This is a genomic window from Burkholderia sp. Bmkn7 (assembly GCF_041103175.1).
Lineage (GTDB): Bacteria > Pseudomonadota > Gammaproteobacteria > Burkholderiales > Burkholderiaceae > Burkholderia > Burkholderia cepacia.
Genome location: NZ_JBGCUH010000002.1, coordinates 2,837,028 through 2,861,619, shown reverse-complemented (window position 1 = coordinate 2,861,619; position 24,592 = coordinate 2,837,028). Strand labels below are relative to the sequence as shown.

24 protein-coding genes are annotated in these 24,592 nt (G+C 67.2%); 17 read left to right on the top strand and 7 right to left on the bottom strand.

Features of this window, described 5'->3' with window-relative positions; translation table 11 throughout:
- The 5 genes from AB3K92_RS18790 to AB3K92_RS18770 are packed head-to-tail and all read right to left on the bottom strand — an operon-like array spanning window position 1 to window position 6,448.
- Window positions 1-2,667, bottom strand: coding sequence for a glycosyltransferase family 2 protein (locus tag AB3K92_RS18790; RefSeq protein ID WP_369465610.1), 2,667 nt, complete (start codon window positions 2,665-2,667; stop codon window positions 1-3).
- Window positions 2,668-2,693: 26 nt separating this feature from the next.
- Window positions 2,694-4,097, bottom strand: a complete 1,404-nt coding sequence (locus AB3K92_RS18785) for a UDP-glucose/GDP-mannose dehydrogenase family protein (protein ID WP_048023231.1) — start codon at window positions 4,095-4,097, stop codon at window positions 2,694-2,696.
- A 35-nt stretch (window positions 4,098-4,132) separates the two neighbouring features.
- Entirely contained in the window at window positions 4,133-5,122 is a 990-nt protein-coding gene (gene galE, locus AB3K92_RS18780; protein ID WP_060280442.1) for a UDP-glucose 4-epimerase GalE, read from the bottom strand.
- Complete coding sequence (locus AB3K92_RS18775; protein WP_369465609.1) at window positions 5,119-6,126, bottom strand: UDP-glucuronic acid decarboxylase family protein; 1,008 nt, start codon at window positions 6,124-6,126, stop codon at window positions 5,119-5,121. The genes galE and AB3K92_RS18775 overlap by 4 nt, the downstream gene beginning before the upstream one ends.
- A complete protein-coding gene (locus AB3K92_RS18770) occupies window positions 6,119-6,448 on the bottom strand; it encodes a hypothetical protein (RefSeq protein ID WP_081062664.1) in 330 nt (109 codons plus the stop codon). Before AB3K92_RS18770 ends, AB3K92_RS18775 begins: the two co-directional genes overlap by 8 nt.
- Between AB3K92_RS18770 and AB3K92_RS18765 the strand changes: the two genes are divergently transcribed.
- The 10 genes from AB3K92_RS18765 (at window position 6,447) to AB3K92_RS18720 (ending at window position 14,246) form a co-directional block, all read left to right on the top strand.
- Window positions 6,447-6,659, top strand: a complete 213-nt coding sequence (locus AB3K92_RS18765; protein WP_155632269.1) for a hypothetical protein — start codon at window positions 6,447-6,449, stop codon at window positions 6,657-6,659. The genes AB3K92_RS18770 and AB3K92_RS18765 overlap by 2 nt on opposite strands.
- Window positions 6,660-6,719: 60 nt before the next feature.
- Window positions 6,720-7,400 carry a hypothetical protein gene (locus tag AB3K92_RS18760; RefSeq protein WP_369465608.1) on the top strand — a complete coding sequence of 227 codons (681 nt, stop codon included), beginning with the start codon at window positions 6,720-6,722 and terminating at the stop codon, window positions 7,398-7,400.
- Window positions 7,401-7,608: 208 nt separating this feature from the next.
- Complete coding sequence (locus AB3K92_RS18755) at window positions 7,609-8,055, top strand: hypothetical protein (protein ID WP_369465607.1); 447 nt, start codon at window positions 7,609-7,611, stop codon at window positions 8,053-8,055.
- Window positions 8,056-8,213: 158 nt separating this feature from the next.
- A complete protein-coding gene (locus AB3K92_RS18750) occupies window positions 8,214-8,537 on the top strand; it encodes a hypothetical protein (protein ID WP_021162963.1) in 324 nt (107 codons plus the stop codon).
- Window positions 8,538-8,648: 111 nt separating this feature from the next.
- A complete protein-coding gene (locus AB3K92_RS18745; protein WP_060280444.1) occupies window positions 8,649-9,239 on the top strand; it encodes a hypothetical protein in 591 nt (196 codons plus the stop codon).
- A gap of 75 nt (window positions 9,240-9,314) precedes the next feature.
- Window positions 9,315-9,596 (top strand): hypothetical protein, encoded by a 282-nt coding sequence (locus AB3K92_RS18740; RefSeq protein ID WP_011354481.1) that lies wholly within the window; start codon window positions 9,315-9,317, stop codon window positions 9,594-9,596.
- 44 nt (window positions 9,597-9,640) lie between these two features.
- Window positions 9,641-11,338, top strand: coding sequence for a chemotaxis protein CheA (locus tag AB3K92_RS18735; RefSeq protein WP_369465606.1), 1,698 nt, complete (start codon window positions 9,641-9,643; stop codon window positions 11,336-11,338).
- 152 nt (window positions 11,339-11,490) lie between these two features.
- Window positions 11,491-12,075, top strand: a complete 585-nt coding sequence (locus AB3K92_RS18730; RefSeq protein ID WP_021156315.1) for a hypothetical protein — start codon at window positions 11,491-11,493, stop codon at window positions 12,073-12,075.
- Window positions 12,076-12,209: 134 nt separating this feature from the next.
- A complete protein-coding gene (locus AB3K92_RS18725; RefSeq protein ID WP_048023328.1) occupies window positions 12,210-13,607 on the top strand; it encodes a sigma-54 dependent transcriptional regulator in 1,398 nt (465 codons plus the stop codon).
- 132 nt (window positions 13,608-13,739) lie between these two features.
- The gene (locus AB3K92_RS18720) at window positions 13,740-14,246 is read left to right on the top strand and encodes a hypothetical protein (protein WP_059587033.1); all 507 of its coding nucleotides are present in this window, start codon (window positions 13,740-13,742) and stop codon (window positions 14,244-14,246) included.
- A 25-nt stretch (window positions 14,247-14,271) separates the two neighbouring features.
- On the opposite strand, the gene AB3K92_RS18715 is transcribed toward AB3K92_RS18720, so the two are convergent.
- Window positions 14,272-14,766, bottom strand: a complete 495-nt coding sequence (locus tag AB3K92_RS18715) for a hypothetical protein (protein WP_059485433.1) — start codon at window positions 14,764-14,766, stop codon at window positions 14,272-14,274.
- 397 nt (window positions 14,767-15,163) lie between these two features.
- Between AB3K92_RS18715 and AB3K92_RS18710 the strand changes: the two genes are divergently transcribed.
- The gene (locus AB3K92_RS18710) at window positions 15,164-15,841 is read left to right on the top strand and encodes a response regulator transcription factor (protein WP_059677585.1); all 678 of its coding nucleotides are present in this window, start codon (window positions 15,164-15,166) and stop codon (window positions 15,839-15,841) included.
- Window positions 15,842-15,866: 25 nt separating this feature from the next.
- Here AB3K92_RS18710 and AB3K92_RS18705 read toward each other — a convergent pair whose 3' ends face one another.
- Window positions 15,867-17,420, bottom strand: a complete 1,554-nt coding sequence (locus AB3K92_RS18705) for a methyl-accepting chemotaxis protein (RefSeq protein WP_027789507.1) — start codon at window positions 17,418-17,420, stop codon at window positions 15,867-15,869.
- Window positions 17,421-17,659: 239 nt separating this feature from the next.
- Here AB3K92_RS18705 and panE point away from each other — a divergent pair, with 239 nt between their 5' ends.
- The 6 genes from panE (at window position 17,660) to AB3K92_RS18675 (ending at window position 24,576) form a co-directional block, all read left to right on the top strand.
- A complete protein-coding gene (gene panE, locus AB3K92_RS18700; RefSeq protein WP_059485432.1) occupies window positions 17,660-18,607 on the top strand; it encodes a 2-dehydropantoate 2-reductase in 948 nt (315 codons plus the stop codon).
- 231 nt (window positions 18,608-18,838) lie between these two features.
- The gene (locus AB3K92_RS18695; RefSeq protein ID WP_048023218.1) at window positions 18,839-19,798 is read left to right on the top strand and encodes an AraC family transcriptional regulator; all 960 of its coding nucleotides are present in this window, start codon (window positions 18,839-18,841) and stop codon (window positions 19,796-19,798) included.
- A 118-nt stretch (window positions 19,799-19,916) separates the two neighbouring features.
- Window positions 19,917-20,858 (top strand): substrate-binding domain-containing protein, encoded by a 942-nt coding sequence (locus AB3K92_RS18690; RefSeq protein ID WP_059587034.1) that lies wholly within the window; start codon window positions 19,917-19,919, stop codon window positions 20,856-20,858.
- A gap of 62 nt (window positions 20,859-20,920) precedes the next feature.
- Complete coding sequence (locus AB3K92_RS18685; RefSeq protein WP_369465605.1) at window positions 20,921-22,441, top strand: sugar ABC transporter ATP-binding protein; 1,521 nt, start codon at window positions 20,921-20,923, stop codon at window positions 22,439-22,441.
- Window positions 22,428-23,441, top strand: a complete 1,014-nt coding sequence (locus tag AB3K92_RS18680) for an ABC transporter permease (RefSeq protein WP_059485430.1) — start codon at window positions 22,428-22,430, stop codon at window positions 23,439-23,441. The genes AB3K92_RS18685 and AB3K92_RS18680 overlap by 14 nt, the downstream gene beginning before the upstream one ends.
- 46 nt (window positions 23,442-23,487) lie before the next feature.
- Window positions 23,488-24,576, top strand: a complete 1,089-nt coding sequence (locus tag AB3K92_RS18675) for an alcohol dehydrogenase catalytic domain-containing protein (protein ID WP_369465604.1) — start codon at window positions 23,488-23,490, stop codon at window positions 24,574-24,576.
- The last annotated feature ends 16 nt before the right edge of the window (window positions 24,577-24,592 follow it).

Below are 24,592 nucleotides of genomic sequence, written 5' to 3'. Positions count from 1 at the left end.
TCATCGGGCGACCACCGTCGTCTGCAGGAACGTCGGCGCGATCCGCCAGTCCGGCACGTAATGCACCGGCCACGCGCCCGGCGTATCGACCGCGTTGAAATACACGACCGCCTTCAGCAGCGGATAGCGCCACAGCGACCGCTGGAGTTCGTCGAGTGCCTCGCGCTTGCGCGAACCGGACCCGTCGACGCCGAGCTCCGTGATCATCACCGGCAGCCCGTAATCGGTCACCCGCTCGTATTTTGTCCGCAGGATGCTCGCGGCGGACGCATGGCCGCCGGCCGGCCAGGTCGCGCAGCGCGGGCAGTCGAACACGGACAGGCCGACGGCGTCCACATAACCGCGGCCCGGAAAATAGTCGTCGAGGTTCCGGTTGCCGGCCGGCGACCACACGTAGCGGAGCTGGTCGGTCATCGTGCGGCACGTCGTCACGACGCGCCGGTACGCATCCACGTAGGCCGGCGCATCGCCGATGGCCCACGGATAGCGCCCGGTGTCGGCCTCCATCTCGTGGCCCCAGCGCATGAACACGGGGCCCTTCAACGCGGCGAGCGCCGAGCAGGTGGCCGTGATCTGCGCGTCGTAGCGCCCGTGCGCGATATCCGCGAGCAGCGCGCCCGGGCGCGTGTCGCTCGCCGCCCAGGGCTCGACGGTCAGCATCAGCGAGCGGTTCCGCGCCTGCGCGTTCCGGTAGGCTGCGTCGATTTCCGCGCGGATGTCGGGCGCGTTCCACGACACGAACACATGGTCGAACGCGAGATCCCGGTTGGCCGCGAGCGTGTTGTCGGGATCGTAAGCGCCGAGTTCGGGCTGCTTCACCGGCTCGCCCGGCGCGGGCGCGACCACGGCCGGCAGGCCCGAGCGCCACATCATCGCCTGCCAGCCTTTCGGCGCGCGCAGCCCGATGCCCGCGAGCAGCATCGCGAGCGCGAACACGAACAGCGCGTTGCGCACCGGCAGGCGGCTGAAGAACATCTGCCGGAACGCCGACCATTCGAGCCCTTGCTCCCTGCCGTGATTCACCGCGACGACGGCCGCGATCACGAGATACAGGATGCTCGTCAGTGTCGAGAACAGATAGAAGCCCGCGGCATTGCGCGGGTTCTCGACCGTGACGACGGGCAAGCTGCAGAACAGCGAGATCAGCAGGTACGGCGCGACCACGCGCAGCGGCGCGTCCTGTTCGATCGTGCCGCCCTTCGGCGTGACCTTGAACGGAAATTCCTTGCCGCGCACGAAGTCGAACACCGCCGACGCGCAGCCGAGCACGACCCACGGCCAGCGCGCGAACACGAACGACAGCCCTTCCCACGACAGCAGTTTCGTATTCAGCGGGCGGCACGACTGGGTCGAACGCGTGGCCCAGGTCACGACGCACAGGAGCAGCACGGCCAGCGGCAGCGCGTAGGTGAGGTACGTGAGGTAGTCGACGTGCGCCCACACGCGGCCGGTGAGCAGCGCGACGACCGGAATCACGACGCCGCCGGCCATCGCGAGCGCGCACAGCGGGTACCACAGCTGGCAGAACAGGAACTGCGCCTTCAGCTTCAGCGGCAGCCCCGTGAAATAGTGGCGCGTGTAGCGCAGCATGATGATCATCACGCTCTTGGACCACTGGAACTCCTGCGTGGCGAGGTCGCCGAACGTGCGCGGCCCTTCGCCGTTCGCGATCGCGTTCAGCGCGTGCATGCCGCGCCAGCCCTTCGAATTGAAGATCATCGTGGTCGAGTGATCCTCGGCGAGCTCGGGCCCGAGCCCGCCGATCTCGCGCAGCGCACGGCAGCGCACCGCATAGTGCGAGCCGATGCACAGCGGCGCGAGCCCGCCCGCATAACCTGCCTGCATCGTGCCGTGCAGCGGCCCCTCGACGTTCACGCGCCCGCGTGCGCTCCAGCTCTCGGCCGCGTTGCTGTCGCAGATGCTCGGTGCCGACACGTAGCCCACTTCCGGATCGACGAACGGCCGCAGCATCTCCTCGAGATAGGTGCGGGTCGGCACGTGGTCGGCGTCGAGCTGCGATACGAAATCGTAGTGGTCGTAGCCGACCATGTCGTAGAAGTACGCGAGATTGCCTTCCTTGCATCTGGTGCGGCGCGGCCAGCTCGCGCGGTGGTACGCGGCGATGCCGCGCCGCGTCGATACGAATACGCCGTGCTCGCGGCACCAGTCGAGCGTTTCGGGCGACGGGTCTTCATCCGCGAGCCACGTATCGTGCGGGTAGGTCTGGTCGAGCATCGCGAGCAGCGTCGTGCGGACGATGTCGAACGGCTCCGACGGCGCCTTGGTGACGACCATCGCGACGCGCCAGTCGCGCGGCACCGGCAGCGCGGGGTTCGGCACGACCGCCGAGCGGATGATGAAGATAAAGTAGCCGGGAATGAAGGTGGTCCAGAACAGCACGAAGCAGTTGACGCCGAAGCGGAATGCGTCGACGTAGTGCTCGTCGCGCAGCCACCAGCGCCAGAAGATGCCCAGCGCGACGAACCAGCACAGCGCGAGGATGTGGAAGACGATCCTGGTCCCGCCGTCCATCAACGGGACGACGAGCGGGACGTCTGCCTGCTGCGAGTCGGTGCGAACGGCCTCGGTGTCGGTTTCGTTGGTATCGGCGGTATCGGCGGTATCCGGCACGGAGCCGCCGGCAAGCGACGCGACCAGCTTCTTCATGGTGTTCTCCCGTCAAGGTCAGATCATCAGTCTTGAAGCAGGCCGCGTTGCGGCCGGGTGTCCTCGCTGGCGTGCTGTTGTTCCGGTTCCGGGGCCGCCGGCGTGCGTTCGCCGCACGAGCGGCCCACGCGTTCGTAGCGGCGAAAGCCGCTGTCGACGGCCAGCCGTTCGCTGAACAGGTTGCGCATGTCGAGCATCACGGGATCGGCCATGTGATCCGCGAGGTCGGCGAGATCGAGGGCCTCGAACGCCTTCCATTCGGTCATCACGACGACGGCGTCCGCGCTGCGCACCGCGTCGATCGCGGAACCCTCCATGAATACCTGCGGCAGCAGCCGCGACGCTTCGTGCGGACGCGCCGGGTCGTACGCGCGGATATGCGCGCCCGCGCCGACGAGCAGCTGGATCACGTCGATGCTCGGGCTTTCGCGCACGTCGTCGGTCTGGCCTTTGAACGTGAGGCCGAGCACCGCGATGCGCTTGTCCTTGATCGAGCCGCCGCAGGCCTTCTCGATGCGGCGCAGGATCTGCTCCTTGCGCAGCGCGTTCGATTCGATCGCCGCGCTGACGATGCGCAGCGGCACCGCGTGTTCGGACGCCGTCGCCTTCAGCGCGCGCGTGTCCTTCGGAAAGCACGAGCCGCCCCAGCCGGGGCCGGCCTTCAGGAACGATGCGCCGATGCGGCGGTCGAGTCCCATCCCGTTCGCGACCAGTTCGACATCGGCGCCGACCGCTTCGCACAGGTCCGAGATCTCGTTGATGTAGCTGATCTTCACCGCGAGGAACGCATTCGCCGCGTATTTCACGAGTTCGGCCGTTTCGATCTCGGTCGCGAGCACGAGGTGGCCCGTCGCTTCGAGCGGCGCATAGATGGCCTTCATGATCTCGATCGCGCGCGGATGCTCGGCGCCGAACACGACGCGGTCCGGATGCATGAAATCGTCGATCGCCGAGCCTTCGCGCAGGAACTCCGGATTCGATGCGATCGCCGCGTCGACACCTGCCGGCGCGTGGCGTTCGACGATCTGCTTGACGACCCGGTTGGTGCCGACCGGCACCGTCGACTTCGTGACGACGACTGCGAAACCGGTCAGGTTCGACGCGATCTCGCGCGCGGCTGCCTCGACGTACTGCAGGTCTGCCTGGTCGGTGCCCGGCAGCGTCGGCGTGCCGACCGCGATGAATACCGCGTCGCGGTCGCACACGCTCGCCGCGAGGTCGCTGCTGAAGCGCAGGGTGCCGCGTTCGACGTTGCGTGCGACGAGTGCGTCGAGGCCCGGTTCGTAGATCGGCATGAGGCCTTCGTTCAGCGCGTCGATCTTGCCGCGATTGTTGTCGATGCAGACGACGTCATGCCCGAGATCCGCAAAGCACGCGCCGCTCACCAGCCCGACGTAACCGGTGCCGACGATGGCGATCCGCACATTCATGGTGATTCCCCTGGGTGGCGTTCAAGGAAACTGGCTCACTTGCCGGATTCGACTTGCAGTGCTTTCTGAAACCAGGCCGCGGCGTGTTCGACCATCGGTTCGATCGCGGTGAAACGCGGCCGCCAGCCGAGCACGAGCGCGGCTTTCGTGGCGTCGGCGTACAGCTCGGGCGGGTCGCCCGGGCGGCGCGCGGCCGTCACCGTCGGCACGCGGCGGCCCGTCACGGCTTCGACGGCGCGCAGCGCGTCGAGCACCGACGTCCCTTTGCCGGTGCCGAGATTCAACGCGACGCTGTGGCCGCCGCCGCACAGATAGGCGGTCGCCTGCAGGTGCGCGTCGGCGAGGTCGCTCACGTGCACGTAGTCGCGAATCGCCGAGCCGTCGGGTGTCGGGTAGTCGGTGCCCATCACCTGGAACGCGTCGCCCGTGCCGAGTGCCGCGCGGATCGCGAGCGGCAGTGCGTGCGTTTCCGGTTCGTGGCATTCGCCGATCATGCCGTCAGGGTCCGCGCCTGCCGCGTTGAAGTAGCGCAGCGCGACCCACCTGATTCCGTGCGCGCGCTCGAAATCGGCGGCCATCCGTTCCATCGCGTACTTGGTGAAGCCGTACGGATTGATCGGCCGCTGCGGCGTGCGTTCCGAGATCGGTAGCGCATCCGGAATGCCGTAAGTCGCGCACGACGACGACATCACGATCCGCCCGACGCCGGCCGCGCGCATCGCGCTCAGCAGTGTGCAGGTGCCCGTGACGTTGACCGTGTAATAGCGCTCGGGCGCGAGCACCGATTCGCCGACGTAGGCGAGCGCGGCGAAATGGATCACGACGTCGGGCCGATGCACGGCGAATGCCTTCGACAGCGCGTCGCAATCGAGAATGTCGGCCGCGACGAGCGGCCCCCACCGAACGGCGTCGCGATGGCCGGTCGACAGATTGTCGTAGGCGACCGGCTCGTGTCCCGCTGCCGCGAGCGCCTTGCAGGTATGGCTGCCGATATAGCCCGCTCCGCCTGTCACGAGCACCTTCATGCCGTGGCCCCGGTCATGCGCAGCACCGGCTCGAGCCACAGTTCCCGGCTGAAATAGTCGACGGTCCGGCGCAGCCCTTCGTCGAGATCGACGGCCGGCCGCCAGCCGAGCTCGGCCGCCGCGATCGAGATGTCGGGCCTGCGCTGGTGCGGATCGTCGATCGGCAGCGGCCGGAACAGGATCTCCGATTTCGAGCCCGTCATCGCGAGCACTTTCTCCGCGAGTTCGAGCATCGTGAATTCGTCGGGGTTGCCGAGGTTGACCGGCGTGCCGATGTTGCGCTCGGCACTCATCAGGCAGAAGAAGCCGTCGACGAGATCGGTCGCGAAGCAGAACGAACGTGTCTGCATGCCGTCGCCGTAGATCTCGAGCGGCGCTCCGTTGAGCGCGCGGACGATGAAGTTCGATACGACGCGGCCGTCGCGCGGCGACATCCGCGGGCCGTAGGTGTTGAAGATGCGCGCGACGCGCACGTCGATGCCGTGCATGCGGTAGTAGTCGTAGCACAGCGCCTCGGCCGCGCGCTTGCCTTCGTCGTAGCACGCGCGCGGGCCGATCGTGTTGACGTTGCCGCGATAGGTTTCCGTCTGCGGATGCACGGCCGGGTCGCCGTAAATCTCGCTGGTCGACGCCTGGAACACGCGCGCGCCCGTCTTGCGCGCGAGCGCGAGGCAGTGGTGCGTGCCGAGCACGTTCGTCATCATCGTGTGGACGGGATCGATCTGGTAGGTGGGCGGCGATGCCGCGCACGCGAGATTCCAGATCTCGTCCACCTGCAGCTGCGGCAGGCCGAGCGAGACGTCGCCCTTCACGAACTCGAAGCGGCCGGACGCCTTCAGGTCGGCGACGTTGAGCTTGCGCCCCGTCAGCAGGCTGTCGATGCACGTGACGGATGCGCCTTCCATGACCAGGCGCTCGCAGACATAGCTGCCGAGAAAGCCGGCGCCGCCCGTGACGAGGACACGCTGCCCGGCGCGCGTCTCGAGCGTGACCCTGTCATTCATGGCTTTCACCTTCGTCGTTCAGTTCGGGGAACAACACGTCGATCAGCTCGACGGCGGCGCGCACGCGTTCCATCCCGCTGCACGGTTGTCGCTTCGGCAAGCGCCGGTTCGCATGTACGGAGGTTGACGAAGCGCCGCGACAGGCACTCCGGTTTCGCTGACTACCCCGTTGAAGCTTGAACGACGCAAGCGTCGATCGATCGGTGGTGATCTTCATCGCCTTTTCCCCGATACGCTGATTGACGAGCAGGCCGCCGTTCGTGATCTTGTGCCACGGCGTGCCGCTCGGTGAGAGCCGGATATCAGGCAATCGGCATGCCATGAACGATGTCGGCACGATGCGCACGGGCGCGGCGGTGAGATTGCAGCGTGATATGCGCGCTTCTGTTTCAGGCGTGAATCGTGGGGCCAGAAAAGCCGGTATGCCGATTGACGGATCGATGCGATTCGATACGACGAAAAACGCGATAAATCAGGCTTTTGCGGGATTCGCTTCGTCAATCAGATGTCGAGCGGGAATGTTTCATCAATGAGAAATGAGCGGATAAAGGATTGAAAACGCTTATCGAACGTGCGGCCAATCTGGAGATCGGGTGGGTGAAAGGATAAGGAATGAAAGTAAAAAAATGTTGTGTGGCGTCCGGGCGAGGTCGCGTTTTTTCATTTGTTTTAATTATTACGCCGGTGAGAAAGTTTTAATTTTTACGGTTATTTCGACGCTTGAGCGGCGTGTGATCCTGTCGGTATTTTCACGAATGAATCAAATTCGTTTCGGTCATCCGGAGAAACGCGTGCCGACGTCATGCAGGAGGCTGATGTACCGGGCCCTCCGGGCATTGTGTCGGCCGAATCGATTCTCGTTTGTGATGGCACGCGAGGGGGCCATTTGCGTGTCGCCCCACGGTTCGCAAGCGGAAATGCCGGCGCCGCCGGCCTTGCGCGGCCATGTGCTTCTCAAGTTTGAAACACTCGTTCATCTGACCATCAGACGCACGGCCGCGAGCCGGATTCGTCCGTCAAATCCGGCAGTTGCGTCGTGGCGCTCGACAAGCGCCGAGGGCGTCAAACCGCCATTGCGATACATTCCTGAAACAAAAAATGTCGTTCCCGGCGATGCGGGCTGCCGTGGCGGCCGCTTGCCGTGCGCAATCTCCGGTGGAATAACGTGTGGCACGCTGCTTGCGGTACTGGACGCACCGGCGGGCGGTCGACACGAAGCAACGAACAGGTGGGGCGGCCAACTCGTCAATAAGCAGTCGGGGAAACGGCGATGAAGACCATAAGCTGTAGGTTGATCGGCGCGTACTTTGCGCATCAGTGGGGTAGTCGGAAAGGCCGGGGTGACGCTCGCGACGCTGTGCCAGCATCGCGGGTTGCGCTGTCCCGGTTTCTTGCCCGCCGCGCGCTTCGCGTGATGGCGCGGTTGTCGCGCCGCACGGCAGTCGGGCGACAGCGACACTCACTTTCATTCAGTTCATCGGGATGGATCAGGCTGTTCGTGCCGGACAGCGTGATGCCGATTCGTCTTCGGCCGTGCAGGGCCGCTTCGATCGCGCCTGGCCCATGCCGGCGCCGGCTGGATTAGATCGAACGCCCGTCGGCCGGATTATCCGGAAGACCTTTCGTCGACAGCTCAGGGAGACGACATGCCACCTGGCTGCAATGCAGGCCCGTTGTCGCCTGAATAAAAGGTGTGTTTTCAACGTCGCTGCATTTGCGGTGGTTAATGTATTCGCGAATTTTCGATTCCGGCATGGAGTGCCGCGTACCGGCACGCCGACCGGCGGGGTATCGAATATCGCGGGCCGGAAAGATATCTGCATCTTTCTGGTTTGCCAGGCAATGGTGTTTTTAATAAATCCAATGTTCATAAAAATAATAGAAAACACCTACCAAAAAAATTTGGATAACCAAAAAACACGAGACTAAGCTTCGTCTGGCCAAATTCGCAAAAAACAGAAATTGAAAAGGCAGCATGATTTCTTAATTCGATAGTGATCCTTAATTTCGAGGATTGCTCAAGTCAGGAAGGTTGATGGCGTGCGATCTTCCTGACTCACTCCGTCCACGCCGTTTTGGAGTCGACCATGAAGAAGCTTCTGATTGCAGCAGCAGTTCTGGCGGTTTCGGGTGCAGCGTTCGCAGGCAGCGGCACGGTGTCGAGCAGCAGCTCGTCGAGCGGCGGTTCGACGATGGCAGGCGTTGCCGGCTTCGGCCATTTCACCGCGACCGATTCCGGCTCTGCACTCGGTGCAGCCGGCGCACTTGCAGGTGGCCCTGGCAGCGGTTCGATCTCGTACACGAACCACACGCAATCGTCGTCGGTTAGCGGTTTCGGCTTCGGCGGCGCACAAGCAGGCGGCACCAGCGGCGCGAACGCCGGCTCGATCGGCTGGACGGTTCACCACTAAGCCGCGACGCGTAGCGTTCGTCATTGGCTGGCGGTACGGATGCCGGGTTCCGCTCGATGGGGGTAGACCCGGCTCCGCCACCGCCGAACTTACTCACAGCAAGGAATTGCTATGAAAGCCAAAGTCATTTTCGCGACAGCGCTCACCGTCATATCGTCGGCTGCATTGGCAGCGGGTTCCTCCACGACCAACCAGACACAGTCCGTTGCGGCGGGTGTTTCCGGTTCGGTTCTGGTCGGCTCCGGCAGCTATACCAGCAACTCGACTTCGACGGCGGGCGCGAACGCGGGCAGTACGGTGACACCCGCTGGTTCCGCCGGCACGGCGTCCGCTTTCCACAACACGACCTCGACGGCCAGCGGTTCGGGCACGAACGGGGGCGCGTTCGCGGCAGGCGGCGGTATCGGTGCCGCAGGCTCGTACGGTGGAAACAGCAAAACGAACGAGAACGCGAATGCGCTGTCGGGAGGGGTGAGTGCCACGATCGTGCTGGGCGCCAACCACTACACGGCCAGCAGCGCGAACGACCAGGGCAATGCCAACGCGGGTGCCGCTGGGCTGACCGGCAGTGCGGGGTCAGGCGCGATCGCGGGTTCGAATCACTACAACTCGTCGACCGTGTGGAGTACCGGTCCGGCCGGCTCGCCGTCCGCATCGGGCGGAAGCAACGCCAGTTCAAGTGCGACCGGAAGCAGTCATTAGTCAGGTGTGGGGGGGACCAGTTTCCCAGCGACGCTGGTCTCTTTTGCCCACATTGTTGTCACGTAAGGAGTTGGCATGAAGCAGAAACTGATTGCCGCCGCTCTGATGCTCGCGTCTCTGACGGCGTATGGCGCTGACCGTATTGCCAACGACGTGCAATCGAATTTGCAGACGTCAAACAACCCTGACCAGACAACCAAACCGTCAGAACAACAAACGCTTTCTTCGGGCAGTGCCATCGGCGGACCAGACGCCCAGCAGTGGCAGGGCATGTCGGCCGGCTCGTGGTCCCAGCTGGGCAACGGCTGGAAGCAGTTCGGGGAAGCAGGCAAAGCTGAAGGGAATCAGGGGAATTAGTACGGTTGCCTGGGTGGGAGGTAAAACCTCGTCCGGAGAGTGAAATGAACAGCAACAGGATCAAGGTGGCATGCGCTGCGATGTTCGCGATGACCACGATCGGCGCCCAAGCGCAAACCGCCGATTCGACTTCGAGCGCGCAGTCGTCGACGTCGTCGACGGCAGTCAGCCAGGGCGGCGGCTCGAGCATGAACACGAACACCACGAGCTCGCGCGGCGGCAACGCCACCAGCTCCAGCGGGGTTCGCAGCAGCGGCAATTCGAGCGTGAACGTGAACGTGACGATGCCGTCCAGCACGAGCGGCGGCACGAACGTGACGCCGCAGTCGCTGCAGTCGTCCGGCGCGCCCGGCACCAACCCGTACAACACCCAGTCGTCGGAAAACGTCAACTACTCCGGCACGCAGACGATCAAGACGAACCCCGCGATCCAGGCGCCGGGCCTCACGACCACGCTGTCCGATACCTGCATGGGATCGGTGAGCGTCGGTGTGTCGTTCCCGGGGTTCGGCGCGACGGGCGGCACGACGCTGGTCGACCAGGCCTGCGTGCGGCGTCTCGATGCGCGTGAATTCCGTGCGATGGGCCTGACCGACGTGGCGCTCGCGCTGCTCTGCCAGAGCGACGCGAACCGGCGTGCGGTGGAAGCGACCGGGCATCTGTGCCCGGGCACGACGACGCCGCTCGCACGTTCGAACGTGGCGCCGAGCGTGGAAGCGACGGTCGCCGACGACGTGAAGTACCGCGATCCGATCGTGCGTGACCGCATGGGCTTGCCGCCGCTGGGCGCTGCCGCGCCGGCACCGGCGCAGGCCCGCCCGGTGGCGACGACCTCGGTGCAGGCGGCGCCCGTGTCGGTGCCGGTACCCGTGCCCGTGCCGTCGATCGCGCCGGTTGCCGCCGCGCCGGCCGTTGCCGCACCGGCTGTTGCTGCTGCCGCAGCTCCTGCCGTTGCCAAACCCGCCGTTGCAGCCGCGGCACCGGCCGTCGCCGCAGCGCCGGCGGTGGCTGCAGCGCCTGCGGTGGCTGCCGCACCCGCTGTCGCTGCCGCGCCCGCAGCCTCGGTCGTACCGGCGGCCGCGATCGCCGCCGTGCCGGCTGCCGCCGTGCTCGCCGCGCCGGCCGTTGCGGACAAGGCATCGCCGGTGCCTGCCGCGCCGGTCGCCGACACGAAGGCCCCCGAACCCATGCAGCCCGTCGCCGACAAGGCACCGGAGCCCGCACCGGCGGTTGCCGACAAGGTACCGGAGCCCGCACCGGCGGTCGCCGACAAGGCGCCCGAACCCGCACCGGCAATCGCCGACAAGGCCCCCGAACCCGTGCAGCCCGTCGCCGACAAGGCGCCGGAGCCGATGCCGGCCGCGACCGACAACGCAGCGCAGGCCGCTGCCGCGCCGGCTGCGGACACGACGCCGGCCGCTGCCGTCGTCGCGGCGCCCGCAGCCGAGGCCGCGATGCCCGCACCGGCAGCCGATGCGAAGGCCGCCGAACCGGCGCCGGTCGCCGCGGAAGCGCCCGCACCGGAACCCGCGCAACCTGCCGCCGCCGCGGCCGCAGCGCCTGCCGACATGCCGGCAGCCGACGCGAAGGTGCCGGACCAGGCCGCCGCTCAGCCCGCCGAGATGCCGGCGTTGTCCGATCCGGCGCAAGGATTGCCGGCGGCTCCGGTCGACCAGCAGGCCGCCCCGGCCGCACCGGTCTTGCCGGCTCCGGCCGTCATCTCGACGAGCACGTCGTCGTAAGCACGCGGGTCCGGCTCCCGTGCGCCGGAGGCGGCGCAAGGGAGCCGTCCGGACCCGAGGCCCGACGGTCGTTTCCTGTTTGACGGGTGTTGATCCCATCCCCGAGGTCAACACCTCTTTTTGCCTGACGAGGATGCAAGGAGGCCTCAATCATGAGGATCTTTTTGGTCGCTCTGTTGTTGTACAGCGCACAAGCGGCAGCACAGGCGGTATTTCAGAACCCGGCGGTCTTCGTGATCCTGGGCGAGCAGACCGCGGCAAACGCCACGAGCGTCGCGCAGGCGCTGACGACGCTCGGTCGCGCCGACAACACGGCGTGCGCGCCGATGATGATGATCGGCGATCCGCAGATGATCTACATGATGCCGGAGGAGGGTCACGCGCCGTCGTGGCAATCGCCGGTGTACGGCCGAGGCGCGCCGTTCGAGGCGCAGAGGGGGCCGACGCCGACCGGCAAGACGGTCGGCGCGATGCAGCATGCCGAGGACATGCAGACGCAGCCATGGAGCGACGGCAGCGCGATCACGCAGAAGATCGCGGGCGATGCGAGCGTGACGGCGGCGGACCAGGTGAGCGGCTGGCAGCGCAACGGGCTCAACTCGATCGAGACGGCCCGTGCGACGGAAGTGACGGTGAACGGCAAGACCTACCGTGCCTATCGCGACGACCTCAACGGCTCCGCGAAGCCGGCCGTCGAGCCGCAGATCTACACGCAGCGCGTCGTTTTCTGCCGATAACGAACGTCAGTCCGAGGACGGCCCGGCGCCGCGTCGCGGGACCACGGTGCCCCGCTCCACGCGATCCGGCAACGGCCGTTTCGACAACCAACCCAATCCACGAGGCCATCGTGAACTATTGCTGCCAGATCAGGGTGTCGGGCCCGCAGGATCTCGAACGCGATGCGGGGACGGCGCCGTTCATTGCCGTGCGGCGCAACCATGTCGTGCCGTCGCGGCCGCTCGTCTACCTGTCGCAGCAGCACGACGCCGCGCTCGTCGACTGTCTCGCGTCGCGCGGCTGGGACGTGTGGCGCGCGAAAACCGTTGCGGACGCACTGAATCTCGTCAGGGCGAATCGTCTGCATGCGGGCATCGTCGATTTCGGCAGCTTCGCGTCGCCCGACGTCACGTCGTTCGAGGCGCTGCTGCGCGACCCGCGCGTCGGCTGGCTCGCGTTCGCCGACGACGAGCGGCTGCGGGATATTTCCATCGCGCGCCTGATTCGCCACTGCTGTTTCGATTACGTGCGCAACGCGACTGCATACACGACGATCGGCTATCTGGTCGGCCATGCGTACGGGATGCTGAGGCTCGCGGACGGCGGCCCGGACGCCGATGCGGCGCCCCCCGGCGGCACGATGATCGGCTCGTGCGACGCGATGCGCCGGCTGTTCGCGACGATCCGCAAGGTCGCGAATACGGAGGCGACCGTTTTCATCGCCGGTGAGTCCGGCACCGGCAAGGAGCTGACGGCGGCGGCGATTCACCAGCAGTCGTCGCGCGCCGACGCGCCGTTCGTCGCCGTGAACTGCGCGGCCATTCCGTCGACGCTGCTGCAGGCCGAACTGTTCGGCCACGAGCGCGGCGCGTTCACGGGCGCGCACCAGCGCAAGATCGGCCGTATCGAGGCCGCGCACGGCGGTACGCTGTTTCTCGATGAAATCGGCGACATGCCGTTCGAGAGCCAGGCGAGCCTGCTGCGCTTCCTGCAGGAAGGCACGATCGAGCGCCTCGGCGGGCACGCGTCGATTCCGGTGGACGTGCGGATCGTGTCGGCGACCCACGTCGATCTCGAGGCCGCGATGCAGGCGGGGCGGTTCCGTGCGGACCTGTACTACCGCCTGTGCGTGCTGCGCATCGACGAACCGCCGCTGCGCGTGCGCGGCCGCGACATCATGCTGCTCGCCGACCATGTGCTGCGGCGCTATCGCGGCGACAATGCGCAACGGATTCGCGGCTTCATGCCGAGCGCGGTCGAAGCGATCCACAACTATCCGTGGCCGGGCAACGTGCGCGAGCTGATCAACCGGATCCGGCTCGCGGTCGTGATGACGAACGGCCCGATGATCTCGGCCGCCGATCTCGAGCTGCACCAGTACACGTCGCGGCAGCCGCCGACGCTCGCCGAAACGCGCCGGCGGGCCGAGCGGCGTGCGATCGAGGAAACGCTGATGCGCCACCGCCACCAGCATGCCGACGTGGCGGCCGAGCTGGGCATCTCGCGCGCGACGCTGTATCGGCTGATGACCGCGCACGGGCTGCACGGCTGACACGCCGCGGCGCGCCGCCGCTCAAGACCGCGCGACGTCGGCCGTTAAGACATGAAACGGCCCGTCCGGACCGCCGGCGCGGCGATGCGCGCGCGGCCGGCATGCGGCGCATCACGCTTATCCGAGGTTACCGTGGCAGAGTGCAGTCACTGCGGCAGGACGTTCCTGGTCGGCGGGCGGTCGATCGACGGCCGCCGCTATTGCCGTCCGGCGTGCGCCCGCGCGCATCCGATCGTCGTCGAGGCGGAGCGGGTGCCCGACGCGAAGGTCTGGGAGTATGTGCACGACTGGCGTTACGGGCCGTGCCCGATCTGCCGTCGCGACGACCGGCCGGTCGATGTCCATGCGTCGCATCGCGTCGTGTCGCTGCTGTTCGTCACGCGCTGGGCGACACGGCACCACGTGTGCTGCCGGCGTTGCGGCCGCAGGAAGCAGGCGGTCGCGTTGCTGGCGTCGGCCGCGTTCGGCTGGTGGGGGCTGCCGTGGGGCCTCGTGCTGACGCCGATCCAGCTCGCGCGCAACGCGCTCGGGCTGGCCGCGCGCGATCCGCAGGTCGCGACGCGGCAGTTCGAGCAGCTCGTGCGGCGCAAGCTGGCGGCGCGCCGGCTGCAGCGAGCGCGGCAGGGCGCCGGCGCCTGAGCGCGCGGCGCGGCGTGCCGTGCGATCAGGCGGCCGGCCGCTCGAAGCCCGAGGCGACCCAGCGCTCGGCACTGGCCTTGTTGAGCTTGAAACCGGCCGACACCTTGGCTTCGGCCAGCAGCTCGCCATACGGATCGAATGCCTTGAGCTGCGCGTACGGCTCGAATTCGTCGGGCACGATGTCGAGCGTCACCGACACATCCTGGCCGTCCTCGCCCTGAACCGTCACTTCCTTGTGCAGCATCGCGCGCCGCTGCTGCTCGTGGCGCATCAGCACCTCGGTCGCGGTCTTCACGAGCGTGCGGAACGCGTTCGCGTCCATCGGCTTGGGGTTCTTCTTGTCGCGGCCCATGGTCCACGGCCCGACGAGCGCGGGCTCGGACTCGCCGTCCTTGATCATTTCGACGGCCCAGCCGTCGTCGTCTTCGTTCTTGATGATGCGGGCCGTCCAGCCGTTGTCACGCCAGAGGCCGTCTTCGTGGATGGAGGTGTCGTCGGATTGCAGGTCGGATTCGGTCATGAGGAAAGCGGGGCGGGGCCACCGGAGTACGGGCGCGGGCGCAGGGCGGTGGCGCGCGGCCGGCATCGGCGCGTCGCTCGCCGCCGGCGGCCCGGCGCGGCATGCAAAGGCGTCGATTTTACCTGCTGGCCGGCCGGATGGACCGTGTGGCCCGCCACGCCGGCCATCCGGCCGATGTTTCCAGGTGCCGGCCGCTCCGGGACGGCCGCTCGAACCGGCGCAAATTCAAACTCGTATTACGTCCCTGACGACCAATCCCGTTACCGTCCGATATCCCGTCCGCGTGCGGCTTCATAGAATCTGCGTTCAGGCTAAAAATAGCCTGAACGTCCGATCAACGCCAAACCGGCCGTGCGCGTTGCGCGTCGCGCGGCCGATGAACCACCGGGAACCACGCATGAGGAAATTCAACGTTCGCATCGTCTTCGCGTACGACTGGCCGTTGACGCTGGCCGGCATCGAGCAGGTGGCAGGCAGCGCCTGCGCGATCGAGCTCGTCGCGGTGTGCAGGAATGTGGCCGAGCTGGCCGCGTCGCTCGGCGGCGTCGATTGCGATGTCGTGCTGGTCGACTATGCGATCCGCGGGGACGTGCAGATGGACGGCCTCGGGCTGCTCGACTGGCTGCGGCGCACGCGTCCGAACGTCGGGGTCGTCGTGCTGGTCGCGAACGAGAATCCGCTGATCGTCGGGTCGATCCTCGCGATCGACGGCGTGAGCGTCGTCAGCAAGTTCGACGAGGTCGGCCATATCGTCACGGCCATTCATTCGGCCTACAGCGGCGGGCGCTACCTGTCGCCGCTCGTCAGGCGCGCGATCGAGGCGGCCGGCGAGCGCGGCAATGCGCCCGTGAAGCTGTCGGCGCGCGAGATCGAGGTCATTCGCCTGTATCTGTCGGGGGTGCCGATCAAGACGATCGCGCAGCGTCTGAGCAAGGGCAAGCAGACGGTCAGCGCGCAGAAGATCAGTGCGATGAAGAAGCTCGGCGCGAACAATGACGTCGAGCTGGTCCAGCGGGCGGCGGGGCTGGGGCTCGGCATCGGCCCCGCCGCGTCACGGCCCGGCGACGCCGCGTGAGCAAGCGTGCGCCGGGCGGCCGCCGTCAGGCCGGCAGCGCAAACCGCGTCACGGCGTCCCGCAGCGCCTCGGCCTGATCGCGCAGCGAATGCGCGGCGGCCGCCGCTTCTTCGACGAGCGCGGCGTTCTGCTGCGTGACCTGGTCCATCTCGCCCACCGCGCGATTGACCTGCTCGATCCCGGCGCTCTGTTCGCGCGACGCATGGCTGATCTCGTCGAGGATCTCGTTCACGCGCCGCACCGACTGCACGATCTCGGCCATCGTCTCGCCCGCGTGCGTGACGAGCGCCGCGCCTTGCTCGACGGTCTCGTTCGACGACACGATCAGCGACTTGATTTCCTTCGCCGCCGTCGCCGAGCGTTGCGCGAGCGAGCGGACTTCGGCCGCGACCACCGCGAAGCCGCGGCCCTGTTCGCCCGCGCGCGCGGCTTCGACCGCCGCATTCAGCGCGAGGATGTTGGTCTGGAACGCGATCCCGTCGATCACGCCGATGATGTCGCCGATCTTGTGCGAGCGGTCGGTGATCTCGTTCATCGTGCGCACGACGTCGTCAACCACCGCGCTGCCGCGCGTCGCGACCTGCGCGGCCTGGCCGGCGAGCGACGCGGCCTGGGCGGCGCTGTCCGCGTTCTGCTTCACGTTCGCGGTCATCTGGTCCATGCTCGACGCGGTCTGCACGAGCGCGGCCGCCTGTTCCTCGGTGCGCTGCGACAGGTCGGTGTTGCCCGACGCGATCTCGCTTGCGCCGACGTTGATGTTCTCGGTACCCATCCGCACGCGCGACACCATGTCGATCAGCCCGCCTTGCATCGTGTGCAGCGCGTGCAGCAGGCTGCCGCGATCGTCGTGCTTCACGGCGACGTGCGCGGTCAGGTCGCCCTGCGCAATGCGCTGCGCGGCGTCGAGTGCCACTTCCAGCTCGCCGCCGAGGTTCGCGCGCACGCTTTTCAGCACCAGCACCATCACGGCGGTCGCGATCCCGCCGAGCACGGTCGTCATCGCGAGCCAGCGGCCGACGCTTTCGAGCACGGCGGTGCGCACGTCGTTCATGTACATGCCGGTCACGATGTACCAGTCCCAGGGCGCGAAGCGCTGCACGGCGCTGGTTTTCTCCTGCGGCTTGTCGGCGCCCGGCTTCGGCCACAGATACTCGACGAAGCCCTTGCCGCCTTCGAGGTTGCCGGCCTTCACGATCTCGACGAACAGGTGCTTGCCGTTCGGGTCGGTGAAATTCGACACGTCCTTGCCGTTGAGGTCGGCCTTGATCGGATGCATCACGATCACGGGCTTCGAGTCGTTGACGGAAATGTAGCCGTCGGCGCCGGAACGCATCGCGGCGATCGCCTCGAGCGCCTTCTGTTTCGCGTCGGCTTCCGGCAGCGCGTTCTGCTGCGACAGCTTGTAGTAATGGTCGGTCACGCTCGCGGCCTGCGCGACCAGCGACGCGAGCTGGTCGCGGCGGTCCGCGATCATCGATGCGCGCGTCTGCCAGGCCCCGAGCCCCGCGATCACGAGCAGGCCGAGCCAGAGGATGACGATCATCGAGGCGAGTTTCTGATTCAGGGAAAGGTTGCGCATGGTGTGTGGTCGGTCAGTCGTGGAAGCTCGCCGGGGCGGCGTGACGGGATAAGTGTCTTGACGGCGCCCGACGTGCGTCGCCGTAGGCGGGTTATCCCTATGAACGGCGCCCTCGCCGATGCCTTCGACACCAGCAAGGGTATCTATGCATATGCATAACGGGCGTCGCTATACTGTCGGGGCGATTGAATAGGCGCCGCGCGCGGCGCGGCGGCGAATGAAACCGAAAGGAGGCAACGATGCGGATTCTGGTGGTGGGGGCCGGCGCGGTCGGGGGATATTTCGGCGGCCGGCTGGCCGCGGCGGGGCGCGACGTGACGTTCCTGGTGCGCGACGGCCGCGCGGCCGCGCTGGCGCGCGACGGGCTGCTGATCCGCAGCCCGCGCGGCGACCTGACGCTCGCGAACGTGCAGACCGTGCGCGCGGGCGACGCGGGTGCCGGCGTCGCGCCGTTCGACCTCGTGCTGCTGAGCTGCAAGGCGTACAGCCTCGACGACGCGATTCAGTCGTTCGCGCCGTTCGTCGGCCCGCAGACGCTGATCCTGCCCATGCTCAACGGGATGCGCCATCTCGACGTGCTGCGCGAGCGGTTCGGCGCCGCGCAGGTGCTCGGCGGGCTGTGCGTGATCGCGGCGACGCTCGATCGCGAGCAGCGCATCGTGCACCTCAACGACACGCACGGGGTCACGTTCGGCGAACTCGCGGGCGGCGAATCGCCGCGTGTGCGCGCGGTGGCCGAGGTGCTCGGCGGCGCGGGTTTCGATGCGACGCTCAGTGACGACGTGGCCGCGCGGATGTGGGAAAAATGGGTGTTCCTCGCGACGCTCGCCGCGAGCACGTCGCTGTTCCGCGCGTCGGTCGGCGACATTCTCGCCGCGCCGGACGGCCGCCGCCTGCTCGAGACGATGCTCGGCGAATGCAGTGCGATTGCCGAGCACAACGGCCACCGGCCCGATCCGGCCGCCATCGAGCGGATGCAGCGGATGGTGCTGACGCCGTCGCCGCTGACCGCGTCGATGCTGCGCGACGTCGAAAACCATGCGCGCGTCGAAGCCGATCACGTGATCGGCGACCTGCTCGCGCGCCGCGACCCGCAGGCGGCCGATGGGCTGTCGCTGCTGCGGATCGCGTACAACCACCTGAAGGCGTACGAAGCGCGTACCGCGCGCGAACACGCGGCCGCGTAAGCGCCGGGCGGGCGGCCGCCCGGCCGTTCCGCACTGCACAAATTTGCCATCCGGCGCCATTTGCGGCCGGAATGGGCAAAAAAGTATCGAAAATCAGGCGTAAAGTTGGTGGAGCCGCGCGCTCGATCGACCTACATTGCTTCCCATGCGACCGGTCGCGTCGCCGCGTGAAATACGCGGCGCACGCGCAAAACGAACCGGCCGGCGAGACACGGGAATGGAGACGCCCACATGATGCACCCCGATCTGGAAGTGGTCGAAGTGCGACGCGACGAGTCGTTCAAGGTCTGGTCGCACGGTTATCCGTATCGCACGATCCGCTGGCACTTCCATCCCGAATTCGAGCTGCACCTGATCGTCGCGACGCGCGGCAAGTATTTCGTCGGCGACCACATCGGCTCGTTCGGCCCCGGCCATCTCGTGCTGCTCGGCCCGAACCTGCCGCACAACTGGGTCAGCGACATGGCCGAAGGCGAAACCGTCGAACGCCGCAATCTCGTGATCCAGTTCGATCCGGTATTCGTGCGCCGCTGCATGGACGCGTTTCCCGAATGCCGCGACGCGCAGGCGTTGCTCGACGATGCGCGGCGCGGGGTCGGCTTCGACGCGGCGACCAGCGCCGCGATCGCGCCGCTGTTCGACGAACTGCTGGCCGCGCGCGGCATGCGCCGCATCGCGCTGTTCATGACGATCCTCGAACGGCTGTGCGGGGCGGCCGAACGCACGCTGCTCGCGAGCCCCGCGTACGACCAGGCCGATGTCACGCCGACGCGGCTCAGCCATGCGCTGTCGTACATCGGCAAGAACCTCGCGTCCGAGCTGCGCGAATCCGATCTCGCGCAACTGACCGGGCAGAGCGTCAGCGCGTTCTCGCGCGCGTTTCATCGCCAGACGGGCATGCCGTTCGTCCAGTACGTGAATCGCCTGCGGATCGAATCCGCGTGCCAGCTGCTGCTCGCCGACGACGCGAACATCACCGATATCTGCTTCCAGGCCGGCTTCAACAACGTGTCGAACTTCAACCGCCAGTTCCGCGCGGTGAAGGGGATGGCGCCGTCCGAATTCCGCGCACTGCAGCGCCTGAACGCGCGCAGCCGTGAACTGGCGCTGCACGCGGCACCCACCGGCAATCCGCTGCCGCCGCGCGTCGTGACGCCCGGCGCGCCCGAACTCGCCCCGCAGCCCGGATGATCGCCGGGCCGCCGCCCGCCCGAGTTTTCCACGCCGTTTCACCCAGCCGATCGCGCCGCCCGCGTCGCGAGGGGCTTGCTCACCCACGAAAAAGCCTCATACAACCGGAGACACCGTCATGACGCCTGCATCACCCGCCTCATCCCCCCGTCGCGCCGCCCGCCTGGCGGCGGTTGCCGCGCTCGCCGCCGCGGCCTGGCTGCCCGCCGCCGTGCAGGCCGCACCGCTGCGGATCGGCATGACGTTCCAGGAGCTCAACAACCCGTATTTCGTGACGATGCAGAAGGCGCTGAACGACGCGGCCGCGTCGATCGGTGCGCAGGTCGTCGTCACCGACGCGCATCACGACGTCAGCAAGCAGGTGAGCGACGTCGAGGACATGCTGCAGAAGAAGATCGACATCCTGCTCGTGAACCCGACCGATTCGACCGGCATCCAGTCGGCGATCACGCAGGCGAAGAAGGCCGGCGCGGTGGTCGTGGCCGTCGATGCGAACGCGAACGGCCCGGTCGATTCGTTCGTCGGCTCGAAGAACTACGACGCGGGCGTGATGTCGTGCGACTACCTCGCGAAAGCGATCGGCGGCAGCGGCGAGGTGGCGATCCTCGACGGCATTCCGGTCGTGCCGATTCTCGAGCGCGTGCGCGGCTGCAAGGCGGGGCTCGCGAAATACCCGAACGTGAAGCTGGTCGACACGCAGAACGGCAAGCAGGAGCGCGCGACCGCGCTGTCGGTGACCGAGAACCTGATCTCCGCGCACCCGAAGCTCAAGGGCGTCTTCAGCGTGAACGACGGCGGCGCGATGGGCGCGCTCGCCGCGATCGAGAGCTCGGGCAAGGACATCAAGCTGACGAGCGTCGACGGCGCGCCCGAGGCCATCGCCGCGATCCAGAAGCCGAATTCGAAGTTCATCGAGACGACCGCGCAGTTCCCGGCCGACCAGGTGCGTATCGCGCTCGGCATCGCGATTGCGCGCAAGTGGGGCGCGACGGTGCCGAAGGCGATCCCGGTCGACGTGAAGGTGGTCGACCGCGGCAACGCGAAGGGCTTCAGCTGGTGAACGACGTGCAATGCGACCCGAAGGGCGGCGGCACGGCCGGCGCCCTTCGTACGGAGAAACCGATGGACACGATACTCAGGCTCAGCCACATCACGAAAAGCTTTCCCGGCGTGAAGGCGCTGTCCGACATCGATCTGGAGATCGCGCGCGGCGAGATCCATGCGCTGCTCGGCGAGAACGGCGCGGGCAAGTCGACGCTGATGAAGATCCTGTGCGGCATTCATCGGCCGGATACCGGCACGATCGAGATCGACGGCGCGCTGCGTCGTTTCGCGGACTATCGCGACGCGGTCGCGGCGGGTGTCGGCATCGTGTTCCAGGAATTCAGCCTGATCCCGCATCTCGATGCCGTCGACAACCTGTTCCTCGGCCGCGAGCTGCGCAACCGCTGGGGTGCACGCGACCGCAAGCGGATGCGTCGCGCGGCGGCCGGCATCTTCGCGCGGCTCGGCGTCGCGATCGATCTCGATGCGCCGATCCGTGCACTGTCGGTCGCGCAGCAGCAGTTCGTCGAGATCGGCAAGGCGCTGTCGCTCGACGCGCGCATCCTGATCCTCGACGAACCGACCGCCACGCTCACGCCGGCCGAGGCCGCGCACCTGTTCGCGATCATGCGCGAGCTGAAGCGGCAGGGCGTCGCGATGATCTTCATCTCGCATCATCTCGAGGAAATCTTCGCGGTGTGCGACCGCATCACGGTGCTGCGCGACGGCCAGTATGTTGCGACGACCGACGTCGCGCGCACCGACGTCGAGCAGCTGGTGCGGATGATGGTCGGGCGGCGGATCGAGAGCAGTTTTCCGCCGAAGCCGGCGCGCGCGGCGGAGGCGCCGCGGGTACTGGAGGTCGATGCGCTGCAGATCGAGCGCGACGGCCCCGTGAACCGCTTTGCGCTGCATGCGGGCGAGATTCTCGGCTTCGCCGGGCTGGTCGGCTCGGGCCGCACCGAAACCGCGCTCGCGGTGATCGGCGCGACGCGTGCGCATCGCAAGGACGTGCGCGTGCGCGGCACGGCGGCGACGCTTGCCGATCCGGCCGACGCGTTGCGCGCGGGCATCGGCATCCTGCCGGAAAGCCGCAAGACGGAAGGGCTCGTCACGTCGTTCTCGATCCGCGACAACATCTCGCTGAACAACCTCGGCAAGTACCGGTCGATGCGCTGGCTGATCGACCGCCGCGGCGAGGCGCGCGCGACGCACGACGTGATGCGGCGCGTCGGCGTGAAGGCGCCGTCGATCCATACCGAGGTCGCGACGCTGTCGGGTGGCAACCAGCAGAAGGTCGTGATCGCGCGCTGGCTCAACCATCACACGTCGGTGCTGATCTTCGACGAGCCGACGCGCGGCATCGACGTCGGCGCGAAAGCCGAAATCTACGGGCTGATGCGCGAACTCACCGCGCGCGGCTACGCCATCATCATGATCTCGTCCGAGCTGCCGGAGATCGTCGGCATGTGCGATCGCGTCGCCGTGTTCCGGCAGGGGCGCATCGAGGCGACGCTCGAAGGCGACGAGATCGATCCCGACACGGTCATGACCTATGCCACGGCCGGCACGCGAGGAGCGACCCATGAACCTGCCTGATTCTTCTTCCCCGTCTTCCCCGACCCTCGCGGCTGCCGCCGGAAACGGCGACGCACCGCCGCCGCGCGCGATGTGGGCGCAGTTGCGACGCTCGACGCTGTTCTATCCGCTCGTCGGCCTGATCGTCGTGTGCATCGCGATGATGATCGCGAGCCCGAGCTTCCTGTCCGCCGCGAACCTGGAGAACGTGCTGCGCCAGGTGTCGATCAACGCGATCATCGCGGTGGGCATGACCTGCGTGATCCTGACCGGCGGGATCGACCTGTCGGTCGGCTCGGTGATGGCGCTGTCGGGCACGCTCGCGGCCGGGCTGATGGTGGCCGGCGTGAACGCGGTGGCCGCGCTCGCGATCGGCATCGCGGTCGGCCTCGGATTCGGCTTCCTGAACGGCCTGTTCGTCGCGTTCGCGGGGATGCCGCCGATCATCGTCACGCTCGCGACGATGGGCATCGCGCGCGGCCTGGCACTGATCTACACGGGCGGCTATCCGATCGACGGGTTGCCCGACTGGGTCGCGTTCTTCGGCAGCGGCAAGGTGTTCGGCATCCAGGCGCCCGTACTGATCATGCTGGTGGTCTATGCAATCGCGTGGCTGCTGCTCGACCGGATGCCGTTCGGCCGCTACGTGTATGCGATCGGCGGCAACGAGCAGGCGACGCGGCTCACCGGCGTGCGCGTGGCGCGCGTGAAGCTGATCGTCTACACGCTCGCCGGGCTCACGTCGGCGCTCGCCGCAATCGTGCTGACGGGCCGGCTGATGAGCGGGCAGCCGAACGCGGGCGTGGGCTTCGAGCTCGACGCGATCGCGGCCGTCGTGATGGGCGGCACGTCGATCTCGGGCGGGCGCGGCGCGATCCTCGGCACGCTGGTCGGCGCGCTGCTGCTCGGCGTGCTCAACAACGGGCTGAACATGATCGGCGTGAACCCGTATGTGCAGAACGTGATCAAGGGCGGAATCATCCTGCTCGCGATCTACATCAGCCGCGAACGGTCGCGGTAACGTGCGATCGATCAGATATCCGAATCATCAACGAAAGAGACAACTCATGACGACACCCGAAGCCCAGCCGCGGATGACCGCGGTCGTCTGCCACGGCCCCGAGGACTACCGCGTCGAACAGGTCGCGAAGCCGCGCCCCGGCACGAACGAACTCGTGATCCGCATCGCCGCGTGCGGGATTTGCGCGAGCGACTGCAAGTGCTATACGGGCGCGAAGATGTTCTGGGGCGGCCCGAGCCCGTGGGTGAAGGCGCCCGTGATTCCCGGCCATGAATTTTTCGGCTACGTCGAAGCGCTCGGCGACGGCGCAGCCGAGCATTTCGGCGTGGCGTTGGGCGACCGCGTGATCGCCGAGCAGATCGTGCCGTGCGGCAAGTGCCGTTATTGCCGGTCGGGCCAGTACTGGATGTGCGAAGTGCACAACATCTTCGGCTTCCAGCGCGAGGTGGCTGACGGCGGGATGGCCGAATACATGCGCATTCCGCCCACCGCGATCGTCCACAGGATCCCGCTCGGCGTGTCGCTCGAAGACGCCGCGATCATCGAGCCGCTGTCGTGCGCGATCCATACGGTGAACCGCGGCGACCTGCAGCTCGACGATGTGGTCGTGATCGCCGGAGCGGGCCCGCTCGGCCTGATGATGACGCAGGTCGCGCACCTGAAGACGCCGAAGAAGCTCGTCGTGATCGACCTGATCGACGAGCGGCTCGAACTCGCGCGGCAGTACGGCGCCGACGTGACGATCAACCCGAAGCGCGACGATGCGCGCGCGATCGTCAGGGCGCTCACCGACGGCTACGGCTGTGACGTCTACATCGAGACGACCGGCGCGCCGGTCGGCGTGAGCCAAGGGCTCGACCTGATCCGCAAGCTCGGCCGCTTCGTCGAATTCAGCGTGTTCGGCGAGGATGCGACCGTCGACTGGTCGATCATCGGCGACCGCAAGGAGCTCGACGTGCGCGGCGCGCACCTGGGGCCATACTGCTATCCGGTCGCGATCGACCTGCTTGCGCGCGGGCTCGTCACGTCGAAAGGCATCGTCACGCACGATTTCGCGCTCGAGGAGTGGGACGACGCGATCCGCGTCGCGAAATCGCCCGAATCGATCAAGGTGCTGCTGAAGCCGGCCCGCTGACGGCCGGCGTGCGCCT